The organism is Lactobacillus sp. ESL0677 (genome assembly GCF_029392875.1).
Taxonomy (GTDB): Bacteria; Bacillota; Bacilli; order Lactobacillales; family Lactobacillaceae; genus Lactobacillus.
This window is the reverse complement of sequence record NZ_CP113946.1, coordinates 452440-465733: the sequence shown is the minus strand read 5'-3', so window position 1 is coordinate 465733 and position 13294 is coordinate 452440. Positions and strand designations below refer to the sequence as shown.

The following is a 13294-nucleotide window of genomic DNA, read 5'->3' as shown; positions in this document are numbered from 1 at the left end:
GCTCGAGCGAACTCAAGCTTTTTTACGTTATTTTTTAAAAATTTATAGTTTCGGCAACTATGACAGCCTCTTACCTATCTGATTGCCAATCACTGATAAAGTAAAGCAAACAATAAAATAAAGTACTGCTAAAGCCGCAAACATCGGCAAAATATAGTTGGCATTTTGACCATAAATAACTTGCGCGTGCTGCATCAACTCTGGCACCACAATAATTGTGGCTAGCGACGTATCCTTAATTAAAGATACAAACTGACTAATAATCGTCGGTATCATGTTTTTGTATGCCTGCGGTAAAACTACATGCCACAAGGCCTGAACAAAGCTCATCCCCGTTGAGCGTGCCCCTTCCATCTGACCGGGGTCAACCGACTTAATACCCGAACGCACAATTTCCGCAATCATTGCCGATTCAAAAACGGTCATCGCAATAATTGCCGCGGGAATTGTTTCTGGCCGCAAACCAAAGTTTGGTAAACCAAAATAGGTAAAGAAAATAATTAACAAGAGCGGTACATTACGGATAATATCAATAATAAAACCCACAATTTTCGAAACAAATTTAATCTTTGAATATCGAATAATTCCTAATACTGAACCCAAAATAAAGCTCAAAATCACTGAAATCACTGAAATATAAATTGTTACCCAGAGTCCCATAAATAAGAAACGAATATTGAGCCATGAAAAAGCGTTAAGCCAATTTTGCATTGTTCTGCACCCCCTAGGCCAATTTCTTTTCTAAATGCTGCATATAATAACTCAGCGGCAACGTAATAATCAGGTACAAAACACCAACTACCAGATAGCTATTAATTGTATCAAAAGTTGTTGATGCAATTGAGTTTGCCTGATACATGAGATCGAACCCAGCTACAAAAGCTAGAACCGACGAGTTCTTTACCAAGTTGACAAACTGATTGCCGAGCGGCGGAATAACAATCTTAAAGGCTTGAGGCAAAATAATGTAGCGCATTGCCTGCCAGTAAGTCATTCCCGTTGAGCGTGCGCCTTCCATTTGCCCGCCTGCTACCGATTGAATACCTGAACGAACCGTTTCCGCAATAAAGGCTGAAGTGTACAGAGTTAAGCCAATTGTCCCAGCAGTAAAACCGTTAATTTTGACAACATACATTGGAATTACAAGGTAAAAGAACATTGTAATAACTAACAAGGGAATGTTACGAAAAATTTCGACATAAGTTCGGCCAACTACTCGCAAGGTCTTATTGGGTACAATTTCCATAATAGCAAAGAGAGTACCAATAATTAGGCTGAAGAATAAGGCGATCACACTCGACAATACGGTCCAACCTAGGCCAACTAGTAGCTGATTACTAAAGTGAGAGAAAATATTAATCATTTGCGATACAACTCCTTATACTTAAATCCTGGTACATCACCAAACCATTTTTTAATCAAGCGGTTGTATTCGCCATCATGCTGCATTTCCAAAACCGCTTTGTCAACAGCTTCAGTAAATCCAGTCTGTCCCTTATTAACGGCAACCCCGTAAGGTTCAACCGTAAACGTACCACCACGAACCTGGAAGCCCGGATTTTGTACAGCAAGACCAAATAAAATCCCGTTATCAGTTGTCAAAGCATCGCCTTGGTGGGACTTGAGCGCATTCATCGCCTGAGCATAATCTTGCAATTCAATTACGCGAGCCTTTGGTGCCACCTTTTTAACGTTAGCTACCGAGTTAGCGCCAACTACCCCAATGACCGTCTTGCCGTTGAGATCTTTAACACTGTGAATTGATGAATTTTTCGGTACTAATAATGATTGACCAGCGTCAAAATAAGACTTAGAAAAAGAAATTACCTTTTCCCGTTCTGGCGTAATCGACATTGTCGCAATGACCGCATCCACATTGCCGTTTTTCAGCAGCGGAACCCGTGATTGTGAGGTGGTCGTTGTAAATTCAGCTTTTCCCGTTGGTCCTAAAATGTGCCGCGTAATTGCCTTAGCCATATCAACGTCAAAGCCCTTTTGCTGGCCATCTTTGACATCAATCAGGCCAAACAGCTTAACGTCACCCTTGACACCCCAACTAATTGTATTAGTACGCTTAACATTATCTAGCACTGATTGATCACTTAAGCTGCGACCACAACCAGTTAATAAGAGCAGGCCAGCTAACAGAGAAAACAACCAAAACTTCTTTTTCATGATTGTCCCTCCTTAGTGCGAAATAATTTTACTTAAAAATTGTTGTGCCCTTTCCGTCTTAGGCTGCTTGAAGAAACTTTCACTTGCATCATCTTCAACAATTCTACCTTGGTCCATAAAGATTACGCGGTTGGCAACTTCCTTGGCAAAGCCCATCTCGTGAGTAACAATTAAGGAAGTCATTCCACTTTCCGTTGTAACTCGCTTCATAACTTGCAAAACGTCGTCGATCATCTCTGGGTCAAGTGCAGAAGTTGGTTCATCATACAAAATTAATTTTGGCCGCATCGCCAAAGTTCGAGCAATTGCCACCCGTTGCTTTTGCCCACCGGAAATTTGTGAAGGCATATTATGAGCCCACTTCTCCAAGCCGACCATTTCCAATAGTCTCATTGCTTGTTCTTTATTCTCTTTTTCTGGCATGTGACTGACAATTCGCGGTGCCAGCATAATGTTTTCTAGCACATCTTTATTCTTGTATAAATTAAAGTGCTGGAAAACCATCCCGACATCCCGCCGTAAAATATTTAAGTCAGTTTTAGGATCAGACAGATCATGATTATTCACAATGAGCTGTCCTTCTTGAATAGATTCAAGGCCGTTGACCGTTCGTACCAATGTACTCTTACCGGAGCCAGAAGGCCCAATGAGGACCACCGTTTCGCCCTTGTCAATCTTCAAATTAATGTCGTGCAGTGCATGAAAATGGCCATAAAACTTTTGCACATCATGGAATTCTATCATCGACATTGTTATCGCCTCTTTCATTATCATTGCAATAAAATTTAATTTATAACTAGATACATTCTACTATACCAATTAGTTTTTTAGAAAAATAACGCCTTATTTTAAGTAAAAAATTAAATATTTAATATTAATTTAATTTTTATACAAAAAAAGACCACCAGCAAATTTTCTAAAATAATTTAGAAAAGATGTGATGATCTTTTGATTATATCAACTAAGCCTTAATATCATGACTAGGTGTTCTGACACCAAAATTAAAGGCAATAATAATGCCGATAATTGTCAAGACTAATGTAAAGTACAAACCATAATGCACACCATTAGTAAAGGCAGCGGCATGACTACTACCTTGATAAGCAGCTTGTCCTAAACTTAAGAAGCTAGTTGACAGCGCTGTTGCCAAAGCACCAACAATCTGTTGCATTGTGTTCAAAATAGTACTACCATCGGCTGATTCTGGTCCTTGCAATGCGTTCAACGCATGAGTTTGTGCAGGTGACATTGCTAAAGGACAACCAATCATCAGGACAATGTGGGCAGCAACTACGTATGCTAAAGATGACTTATCATTTGAGAAAATCAACATTACGATTCCGATTAGTGCAATGATAAAACCAGCAACTGCAGGCTTCTTAGCACCAAACGAATCATATAGCCGGCCAGCAAAAGCTGACACAATTGCGTTAATCATGCCTCCTGGAAGCATGATCATTCCAGTTAATGCAACCGGCAATGACAGACCTCGTTGCAAGTATTGTGGCAAAAGGTACATTGCTGACAAGATAATGGCAAAATCAAGCATGACGCTGATTGCGCCGAGGGCAAAAGACCGCTTATTAAATACATGCAAATTCAAAACTGGTACTGGTAAATTTAATTGTCTTCTGGCATACAAAACCAAAACAACAATTCCAATTGCCAACAATCCTAAAACAATTGGTGAGCCCCAGCCTAAATCGCTTGCCAAGCTAACACCCATTACTAAGGCAGAAAAGCCGACAACTGATTCAATTACCGATAAGAGATCAACGTGCGGCTTGGTAATTTGACCCACGTTTTTCAAAGCAAAAATTGCTAAAACTACAGCAATTACTAAAAACGGAACAAATAACCAGAAAACATAGTTCCAAGTAAATGCGCCTAAAATAATTCCCGTTAACGTCGGACCAATGGCTGGTGCCAGCATAATGACTAATGCACACACACCCATAGCTGCACCCAACTTTTGCGGTGGAAAAATTAACATTGCCACAGTAAACATTAATGGCAATATCAAACCAGTACCAATTCCTTGAATCATTCTACCTGTTAGTAAAATTACAAAATTCTGTGCCGTCGCGGAAATTACCGCACCAATAATAAAAGCTGCTAGGCCGAAAATAACAATCTGCCTCGTTGTAAACCATTTAGTTAAAATACTAGAAAACGGTAAAATAATCCCAATTACTAGCATATATCCTGTAACTAAGAGTTGTACTTGACTCGCGCCAACGCCGAATGCCTGCATTAATTGCGGCAAAGCAATATTGAGTGATGTTTCAGATAGCATCCCCACAAATGCTCCAATTAACATGCTTGACATTACCAGCCATGGCCTGTGGACTTTAACAATTGCGTCCATTTTCTTCATTAAAAAACTCCTCCTAATCGCCCACTTCTTGAGCGGCTTGATTAGGATAACAAAAAGAAAAATTTCTCGTAAGTTTGTTAGCCCTTTCAATTTTAAAAAGTTGGTTTAAACTATTATTTAAGGAGAACTTTTAATGACAAAAACAGAAAATTATAACTTAATCTTGCAGCAAGCACAAAGCCTGCTGGAAAATGAACATGACTTAATTGCCAACATGAGTAACATTAGCGCCTTGCTGTTTAGTAGTCTGCCCCATGTTAGCTATGTTGGCTTTTACCGCTATCAAAATGGCGAACTCATCTTAGGGCCATTCCAAGGTCCAGTTGCTTGCATGCACATTGCTTTGGGCAAGGGCGTTTGTGGCACCGCAGCTGCAACTCGGCAAACACAAATTGTGCCTGATGTTCACAAATTTTCGGGGCATATTGCCTGCGACGCCGCGACTAATTCCGAAATCGTCGTCCCAATGGTTAAAAACGACCAATTAATTGCCGTCTTAGATTTAGATAGCAATGATTTCTCAACCTTTGACGAAGTTGACGCGGAGTTTTTAGAAAAGATTGCGAAGTTAGTAATGAAGTGAAATTTTTCAATATTAAATAAAATATCCTTGTAGGAATAATTCTTACAAGGATATTTTGTTATTTAAAAATTATTATTAGCAATGTTATAAATGAAGCCAAAAGAGAGTACATTACCAAGTAAAGCCATGCTTTTTTTACAGACATTCCCTTATCAAGTAATCTGTAATGAAGTTGTTTACGATCACCAATATAAATCGGCTGTTTGTCCTTTATTCTAGAAAAAATGACAAAAATATTATCAAATATTGGTAATGACAAGCAAACAATTGGAACTAATATGGTTGAAATTGAAGCTTGCTTCAGCATCCCATCTAAAGATATGACTGCAAGTATATAACCCAAAAATGATGAACCACAATCACCCATAAATATAGAAGCCGGATATTTATTGTATATAAAATATCCTAAACAACATCCAGCAAGCGCTATACAGTAATATGAATCCAGATAAAAACCTTTGATCATTAAAATAATAAAAAATGTAATCGCCGAAATAAAAACTATTGTTGCAGCTAGACCATCTATTCCATCACTAAAGTTTATTACAGTCATAATGCCAAATATCCAAATAATAGTTAGAAAGAAACTAACAATTGGACTAAAACTAATTCTAAGCCTGCTAAAAGGCAAAACTATTGAATGTATACCTATACCACTTAAATAAGTTAATCCAGCAACTAAAAGTTGAAGACTACCTTTTTTAAAAGCAGATAAATCTTGGCATTTTGTTTTTTTATAATCATCATATAAGCCTATCAAGATAATGATACCAGATAATAAAACCAAATTAATATTTTTAGTACTATGAGAAACTAGCAATACAGAAATACTAAATGAGGTATAAATATTTAGCCCTGCAAGTAAAGGTGTCGGATTGTCATGCTTTTTTCTACCTATTGGGAAATCAAAGAAATTTAATTTTTTAGCTATAATTATGGAAACTGGGATTGTCAGAACTACAACAAAGAAAGATAAAATAAAAATATTCAAGTAAGTCAATTTATTGTTCCTTCATTATTTGATAATAATTTTTACAGTGAAGTATAACAAAAAAACTCCAAAAATATTTTAATTGTTACAAATACGAACGTGCAAATATGAACTTTATTTTCGAGCTTTAATTATATATTTTATAATACATTTATTAATGAACTATTTAATTCGGAGAAGCTTATGACTATTGGCAAACTACTTAAAAAATATCGTACACAACAACATAAGACACAGGAAAAATGGGTTGGCGACATTATTAGTCGTTCATATTACACAAGAATTGAAAAGGATCTTCATCATCTTTCTGCGGAAGACCTAATAAAATTACTTCATTACAATAATATTTCTGTCATAAATTTTTTTAGTGAATTAAATAAGAATGACCAACAAGGTTATAACCAAGAGCAAATGTTTAATGAGCTTATCAATAATGCATATTATTCAAATTCCAAAAAAGAATTAGAAAAAATAAAACTGGATATCAAAAAAAGTAGCATCACTAATAAAGATAGACAAATTGCAATTACTGAAGCTTTCATTGCTTTATTAGATAACAACTTAAGCAACTTAAATGATCATACAAAGCAATTTATAAAAAATTTGTTATTAGATTTAAGTGTTTTGGACAAAAAATACATAAAATTATATCGTAATTTTATGTTGCTTTATGATATTGATCAAAATATTATAATTGCGCATAAACTAATTAAGCAGTTTAAAAATAATAAAGATATCGAAATTAAAAAATCACTTTTAGTTGTTATTGCAAATATTCTTTTTCTATGTATTCAAAATAACGAATATAATGAAACAGATTTTTTTGTAAAATCTGCAGAAGTAATTCCAACAAGTCCTGAAGTTTTCTTCTACAAAAATTGCATTTCGCTACTTAAAAATATGATTGCTTATCACTATCAGCCACAAAATTGTTTTTTAGAAAATTGTCGTTGGATTATTAAAGTAATTGAAATTAATGGTATGCCTGAATACAGCAATGAACTATCTAAATTTTTTAACCAAAACATTTAAGTTTTATGATTTTTCTACTTTTGATGAAGTTAACTGTTAATTAACAAAAAATCCCCTGTCATTACGACAGAGGATTTTTTATGACGCCTAAAGTAACCAACTTTAGGACTTACGAGGTTTAACCCTATTTAAAAGTTTTTTCATTATTATACGATGAAAGATAGCATTATCAATATTAATATCTTTTGTTATTCCTTACCTACTTCTATACGGCCTTGTCAATTCATGCTTTGCAGAATACTCACTAACTCTAATAATTTTGTTACCCTTAAATTCAATTAGTGAAACACCATCAAAGGCATATTCTTTTTCGTCTTTAGCATGGAAGAACCACGTTACAACAAACTTATTTTTATTTGTGATTTCACTGTCGTCAATGCGCCATTCCAAGGCAGTCTGCTTAAGTAAGCTGGCAGCTAACCAAACAATCAGCTCATGCAAGCCCTGATATGTGGCACCATACCATTCACGATAAAATATCTCTGGACTAAAGCATTTTGGTACTTGAGTAAAATCTCGTTTAACCCAAGAGGCAAAGTAATCTTTAATAATTTTGCTCTTTATAAATCTGCTTCTGTCATTATTTCTTACCCAATCTTCGTTCACAGAATTTTACAATTTCCACAATTACAATCATGCAAACGCCAGCTAGCAAAACAATCAGCCACTGCACACCGTTTAATTCAGTCACATCAAAGAACTTGGTCATGAATGGCAGTTCTACCGCTGCCATTACTACGGCAGAGATTAATATTGCCCCGTTGAACCACTTATTAGCAAATGTTTGTTTTGTAAAGATTGATCGGTGAATATACTTGGAGTTGAAGGCATGGAACAATTGGATTAGTCCTAAGGTCAAAAAGGCCATCGTTAAGGCATCCCCGTGCTGCAAGCTGCCATTACCAAGATGCGGACCAAAGTTAAGTCCTAATTGGTAAGTTGTCAGCACCAGAATCCCTTCTAAAATACCCTGATAAATAATGGAGCTGGCTACCCCGCCACTAAAGAACGTTGATTTTTTACCTCGCGGGCGCCTGCTCATAATGCCTTTTTCAACTGGTTCAAGTCCCAATGCAATTGCTGGCAGCGTGTCAGTTACCAAATTAATCCACAATAATTGCACAGGAGCTAAAATATCCCAGCCTAACATTGTCATCATAAAGACGGTTAAAACTTCGCCGACATTACAACTCATGAGGTACAAAATTGCCTTCTGAATATTGCTAAAGACTTTCCGGCCCTGCTTAACCGCTTCAACGATTGTGGCAAAGTTATCATCAGCCAAAATCATGTCACTGGCACCCTTAGAAACCTCTGTACCAGTAATTCCCATGCCAATTCCAATATCAGCTTGCTTCAAACTTGGCGCATCATTTACCCCGTCACCGGTCATTGCCACAATTTTTCCTTGTGATTGCCAAGCCTTGACAATGCGCACCTTATGTTCAGGTGAAACTCGAGCATAAACGCTGTAGTCCCCAACATGTTCATGCAAATAATCGTCGCTTAACTCATCAAGTTGGGCTCCCGTAATCACTTGTTTGTCTTGACCCGGCTGAATGATACCAAGCCGCTGGGCAATTGCTTGTGCAGTTACTTGGAAATCGCCTGTAATCATAATCGTCCGAATACCAGCCTGTTTAGCTTCCTTAATTGCTGCCTTAGCTTCCGGCCTTTCTGGGTCAATCATCCCAACTAAGCCGGCAAAGACAAGTTCTTGTTCAACATTATTTGTTGATGGCTCATCATATGGCTGTGCAACTTTTTTATAAGCTAGTCCAAGCACGCGCAAGGCTTGTTCGGCCATTGTCTGATTGGCAGCTAAAATTGCTTGTTTTTGAGCAGCAGTAATGGGAACAACTTGCCCGTTTTCTTCAATCTTAGTTACCCGCTGCAATAATTGGTCTGGTGCACCCTTTACAGTCACTAAGAAATGATCGCCAGCTTGATTAACAGTACTCATTAGTTTTCGTTCAGAATCAAATGGTACTTCCTGAACGCGGCGATGCTGTGTTAATAACTCTTGAACGTTGATTTGGTGATCCAGCGCATACTGCACTAATGCCGTTTCTGTCGGATCGCCCAACAACTTCCGTTCATCTGACATTTTAGTATCATTTGCCAGCAGCATTGCTAGTAAGGCAGGATTATTGGCGGTAATTGCTTGGTTAGCCTGATGAGTTTGCCCAGCATAATAAACGCGTTCAACCGTCATTTTATTCTGCGTCAGTGTTCCCGTTTTATCAGAACAAATTACGTCAGTGGCGCCTAAAGTTTCAACTGCAGGTAATTTACGCACAATTGACTTGTGCTTAGCCATCACCTGTGTGCCCAATGCCAAAATAATGGTAACAATCGCTGGCAACCCTTCTGGAATCGCCGCTACTGCTAGTGACACAGCCACGAGAAACATGTCAATTGCCAATTTATCGGTTGGCTCCGTGCCTTGCTTGGTAAAAAAGCCAACTGCAAACACAATAGCGCAGATGACTAAAATCATAATTGTTAGGGTTTTGCCTAGCTGGTTTAAATTTTGTTTTAGCGGCGTGTCGGTTTCATCAGTGTTATTGAGCAGCGTCGCGATTTTACCAACCTCGGTATTCATCCCCGTTTGGGTGACAATTCCCTCAGCACGACCATAAGTAACATTTGTATTGGCAAAAGCCATGTTATCTTGGTCAGCAAGAGCAACTTGCGCTTCTTCTAATTGTCCCTCTTGCTTATCAACAGGTACCGACTCACCAGTTAAGGCTGACTCCTCCACCTTTAAACTGTTAACACTTGTTAGGCGCAGATCAGCGGGTACAACATCACCTGCCTCCAGCAGAACAACATCGCCGGGAACCAATTCAGTACTAGGAATTTCTTCGACTTGACCATTACGCCGAACATGCGCGCTTGGCGTGGCCATCTTTTTCAACGCGTTAATTGCTTCTTCTGAACGTGCCTCTTGAACAACACCCAAAATCGCATTTAACAAAACGACAATCATGATAATTGCCGCATCAGTCCACTCTTGAGCGACAAAGCCCGATAATAGCGCCGCAATAATCAATACGATAATCATAAAATCCTTGAATTGAGCTAAAAAACGCTGCCAGAGACTGACCTTCTTTTTACCGGCTAGACTGTTAGCACCGTATTTTTCTCGGCATTGCTTTACCTGACTTGCAGTCAATCCTTGAGAAAGCGATGTGTCTAACTCATGCGCTACTTCTTGGGCCGGCTGTCTGTAATAATCTTGGGCCATTGTTACCTCCTAATAAAAAAGAGACTTATATGCATACCGCACACAAGTCTCACTAATTAAGATAAGTCCAGAAAGTTTTTCTTTCGGCTGTTGGGCTTATCGCAAGTAATTGCTGTTACTCCCTTATGATTATGTTCATTATAAATAATTCAGCTTGTTTTAACAAGAAAAACCAATTAAAAACTGGTATTAAATTGCAAAAATTGACCAGCCAACTCCCAATAAAGTACCCGGCAAGGTAACTAGCTCCCCCTTTCTTTAACACAAATTCTGCTGCATGGCTTGCGCATCATCTCCTTAAAATCAGGATTTACCACCGCGTTCAAGATATCTGAATGTTAGTCTTTATTACACATAATAATAGCTCTTATAATACCATCAAATTGCTAAATATGTATTACATTTTTAAAAAAACAAAGAGCCTAGTTTCAATTGAAACTAGGCTCTTTAGTTATAGAGATACTTTTAAATTATTTACTTTAAACCAGTCCATTTCCATTCAGTAACTTCTGGCATATCTTTACCATTATCACGAATGTATTGGTGGTGCTTAGCAAGCAAGTTATCCATCTTATTAACAAAGCCAGCATTCTTACCGGCTAACCGCGGAACACTTAAAACAGCATCCTTAGCTAAGTGGAAACGATCAAGTTCGTTCACTACCCGCATATCAAATGGCGTAGTAATGTCGCCTTCTTCTTCGTAGCAGTGAATATGAATATTGTCACGTTTACGACCAAACCAGATTGATTGCATCATTGCCTTGAAACCATGCCATGCAAAGATTACAGGAACATCACTTGGGAACAAGCGATCAAATTCTTCATCTGAAATTGCATCTGGATTATCCTTGGTGTTCATTAACTTCATAATGTCAATAATGTTAATGTAACGCATCTTCAAATCTGGGAATTCCTTGTGCAAAATATCAATTGCGGCAAGTGATTCCATTGTTGGTTCAGTTTCTGTTGAAGCAAAGACAACATCAGGTTTAGCATTTTGATCAGTTGAAGCCCAATCAATATACGACAAACCATGTTGAGCAATTTTAGTTGCTTCATCAATTGAGAACCATTGTGGACGCGGTTGCTTGGAAGTTACCAAAATGTTGATACATTCACGATCACTAAAGGCCTTTTGTGAAATTGCTAATAGTGAGTTTGTGTCTGAAGGCAGGTATTCATGAACTAAGTCTGGACGATTCTTTTCGTACATGTGAGTCAAAATACCCGGGTCTTGGTGTGTGTAACCATTATGATCTTGTTGAAATACTGTTGAAGTAGCAACAAAGTTTAATGATGGGTAATCCTTGCGCCAATATTGTTCCTTAGCCTTACGCAACCACTTCATATGCTGGGTTAACATTGAATCAACAACACGACCAAAGGCTTCGTATGTGGCAAAGAAACCATGACGACCAGTTAGAACGTAGCCTTCAAGCCAACCTTCATCTTGGTGTTCTGATAATTGTGAGTCAATAATTCGACCACTTGGTGCCAAGTTTTCATCATTTGGATCATGAATTGGCTCTTCCCATTGCCGCTTTTGGTCATCAAGCAGCTTGAACATTCTGTTGGATTTAGTTTCATCTGGACCAAAGCCACGGAATGAATCTGGGTTAAGATCAGCAACTTCACTCAAGTATTTTGCCCATTCAGCCATGTCTTGAGCTTCAACTGAACCTGGCTTGTCAAACTTCAAAGCATACTTGCGGTAGTCAGGCAAAGCCAAACGCTTAGGATTCTTCCCACCATTAGTAATTGGGTTCATGGCCATTCTTTGGTCACCATGAACCATGTCCTTTTTAACAAGTTCAGTTGGTGCACCATTTTCATCGAATAATTCTTCTGGCTTATAGCTCTTAAGCCAGTCAACCAACATATCCTTATGTGTCATGTCATCTTGAGCAACAGGAATTGGAATTTGGTGAGCTCTAAAGGAGTTTTCGATTGGGTTACCATCAAGATCAAACTTTGGACCAGTCCAACCCTTAGGTACACGGAAGATAATCATTGGCCAATGTGGCAAAGTAGCATCATTATTTTCACGAGCATGCTTTTGAATTGCTTTGATTTCTTCAATCACAGTATCCATCAACTTAGCCATTTCTTCGTGAACTTGCATATGATCCTTATAACCATCAAATTCGCCGCCATCATAAGCAGAAATAATGTATGGGTGCCAGCCCATGCCTTCAAAGTACTTCGTTAGTTCTTCGTCGGTCATTCTGGAAACAATGGTTGGGTTAGAAATCTTAAACCCGTTAATTTGTAAAATTGGTAATACAGCACCATCTTTAATTGGATTAATAAACTTGTCACTAAACCAACTAGTTGCAAGTGGGCCAGTTTCTGACTCACCATCACCAACTTCAACAGCAGCAATTACATCAGGATTATCTAAAATTGCACCAGTACCGTGAGAGATAGAATAACCTAACTCTCCACCTTCATGTAATGAACCAGGAGTTTCAGGAGCAGCGTGCGAAGCTGAACCACCAGGAAAACTGAAGCGCTTAAATAATTTAGCCATTCCTTCTTCATTTTGAGGAATGTTCGGGAAGCGTTCGCTGTATGAGCCGTCAAGGTAGGCATTTGAAACCATTACTTGACCACCGTGACCTGAACCTTCGATATAGAACATATCCAAGTTGTACTTCTTAATTACCCGGTTTAAGTGAGCATAAATGAAGTTTTGTGGTGAAATTGTGCCCCAGTGACCAATTGGCTTCGGCTTAACATCGCTAGCCTTCAATTCACGCTTTAATAATGGATTGCTCATTAAGAAAAGCTGTCCAACAGATAAATAATTGGCTGCGCGCCAATATGCATCAACACTCTTTAAAAATTCTTTTGAATCGTAATCAACTGCCATTTTATTTCTCCT

General features: G+C 38.1%; 11 protein-coding genes. 2 read left to right on the top strand and 9 right to left on the bottom strand.

Annotation, left to right across the window (positions count from 1 at the left end):
- Positions 1-57: 57 nt before the first annotated feature.
- The 5 genes from OZX76_RS02485 to OZX76_RS02465 all read right to left on the bottom strand — a co-directional run bounded on the left by OZX76_RS02485 (position 58) and on the right by OZX76_RS02465 (position 4543).
- Positions 58-711 (bottom strand): amino acid ABC transporter permease, encoded by a 654-nt coding sequence (locus OZX76_RS02485; RefSeq protein ID WP_277180635.1) that lies wholly within the window; start codon positions 709-711, stop codon positions 58-60.
- Positions 712-724: 13 nt separating this feature from the next.
- Complete coding sequence (locus OZX76_RS02480; RefSeq protein WP_277180633.1) at positions 725-1363, bottom strand: amino acid ABC transporter permease; 639 nt, start codon at positions 1361-1363, stop codon at positions 725-727.
- A complete protein-coding gene (locus tag OZX76_RS02475) occupies positions 1360-2175 on the bottom strand; it encodes a transporter substrate-binding domain-containing protein (RefSeq protein ID WP_277180631.1) in 816 nt (271 codons plus the stop codon). Before OZX76_RS02475 ends, OZX76_RS02480 begins: the two co-directional genes overlap by 4 nt.
- A gap of 12 nt (positions 2176-2187) precedes the next feature.
- On the bottom strand, positions 2188-2925 hold the full coding sequence (locus OZX76_RS02470; RefSeq protein WP_277180629.1) for an amino acid ABC transporter ATP-binding protein: 738 nt from the start codon (positions 2923-2925) through the stop codon (positions 2188-2190).
- Between the two features lie 211 nt (positions 2926-3136).
- Positions 3137-4543 (bottom strand): DHA2 family efflux MFS transporter permease subunit, encoded by a 1407-nt coding sequence (locus OZX76_RS02465; protein ID WP_277181468.1) that lies wholly within the window; start codon positions 4541-4543, stop codon positions 3137-3139.
- Positions 4544-4685: 142 nt separating this feature from the next.
- On the opposite strand from OZX76_RS02465, the gene OZX76_RS02460 reads away from it, so the two are divergent.
- Entirely contained in the window at positions 4686-5135 is a 450-nt protein-coding gene (locus tag OZX76_RS02460) for a GAF domain-containing protein (protein WP_277180627.1), read from the top strand.
- A 58-nt stretch (positions 5136-5193) separates the two neighbouring features.
- Here the strand turns inward: OZX76_RS02460 and OZX76_RS02455 are convergent, their stop codons facing one another.
- A complete protein-coding gene (locus tag OZX76_RS02455; RefSeq protein WP_277180625.1) occupies positions 5194-6135 on the bottom strand; it encodes an MraY family glycosyltransferase in 942 nt (313 codons plus the stop codon).
- Positions 6136-6309: 174 nt separating this feature from the next.
- On the opposite strand from OZX76_RS02455, the gene OZX76_RS02450 reads away from it, so the two are divergent.
- Entirely contained in the window at positions 6310-7158 is an 849-nt protein-coding gene (locus OZX76_RS02450) for a helix-turn-helix transcriptional regulator (protein WP_277180623.1), read from the top strand.
- A 195-nt stretch (positions 7159-7353) separates the two neighbouring features.
- Here the strand turns inward: OZX76_RS02450 and OZX76_RS02445 are convergent, their stop codons facing one another.
- From OZX76_RS02445 to OZX76_RS02435, 3 genes are all read right to left on the bottom strand, one after another.
- A complete protein-coding gene (locus OZX76_RS02445; protein ID WP_277180621.1) occupies positions 7354-7764 on the bottom strand; it encodes a nuclear transport factor 2 family protein in 411 nt (136 codons plus the stop codon).
- On the bottom strand, positions 7739-10408 hold the full coding sequence (locus OZX76_RS02440) for a calcium-translocating P-type ATPase, PMCA-type (RefSeq protein WP_277180620.1): 2670 nt from the start codon (positions 10406-10408) through the stop codon (positions 7739-7741). The genes OZX76_RS02445 and OZX76_RS02440 overlap by 26 nt, the downstream gene beginning before the upstream one ends.
- A 474-nt stretch (positions 10409-10882) precedes the next feature.
- Positions 10883-13282: a phosphoketolase family protein gene (locus tag OZX76_RS02435; RefSeq protein WP_277180618.1), complete on the bottom strand. Its 2400-nt coding sequence runs from the start codon at positions 13280-13282 to the stop codon at positions 10883-10885.
- Positions 13283-13294 lie beyond the last annotated feature (12 nt).

What these genes read in the sequence shown, in the direction of transcription:
- OZX76_RS02485 (WP_277180635.1), bottom strand. Translation starts at nt 711, where the DNA reads ATGCAAAATTGGCTTAACGCTTTTTCATGGCTCAATATTCGTTTCTTA.
- OZX76_RS02480 (WP_277180633.1), bottom strand. Translation starts at nt 1,363, where the DNA reads ATGATTAATATTTTCTCTCACTTTAGTAATCAGCTACTAGTTGGCCTA.
- OZX76_RS02475 (WP_277180631.1), bottom strand. Translation starts at nt 2,175, where the DNA reads ATGAAAAAGAAGTTTTGGTTGTTTTCTCTGTTAGCTGGCCTGCTCTTA.
- OZX76_RS02470 (WP_277180629.1), bottom strand. Translation starts at nt 2,925, where the DNA reads ATGTCGATGATAGAATTCCATGATGTGCAAAAGTTTTATGGCCATTTT.
- OZX76_RS02465 (WP_277181468.1), bottom strand. Translation starts at nt 4,543, where the DNA reads ATGGACGCAATTGTTAAAGTCCACAGGCCATGGCTGGTAATGTCAAGC.
- OZX76_RS02460 (WP_277180627.1), top strand. Translation starts at nt 4,686, where the DNA reads ATGACAAAAACAGAAAATTATAACTTAATCTTGCAGCAAGCACAAAGC.
- OZX76_RS02450 (WP_277180623.1), top strand. Translation starts at nt 6,310, where the DNA reads ATGACTATTGGCAAACTACTTAAAAAATATCGTACACAACAACATAAG.
- OZX76_RS02440 (WP_277180620.1), bottom strand. Translation starts at nt 10,408, where the DNA reads ATGGCCCAAGATTATTACAGACAGCCGGCCCAAGAAGTAGCGCATGAG.
- OZX76_RS02435 (WP_277180618.1), bottom strand. Translation starts at nt 13,282, where the DNA reads ATGGCAGTTGATTACGATTCAAAAGAATTTTTAAAGAGTGTTGATGCA.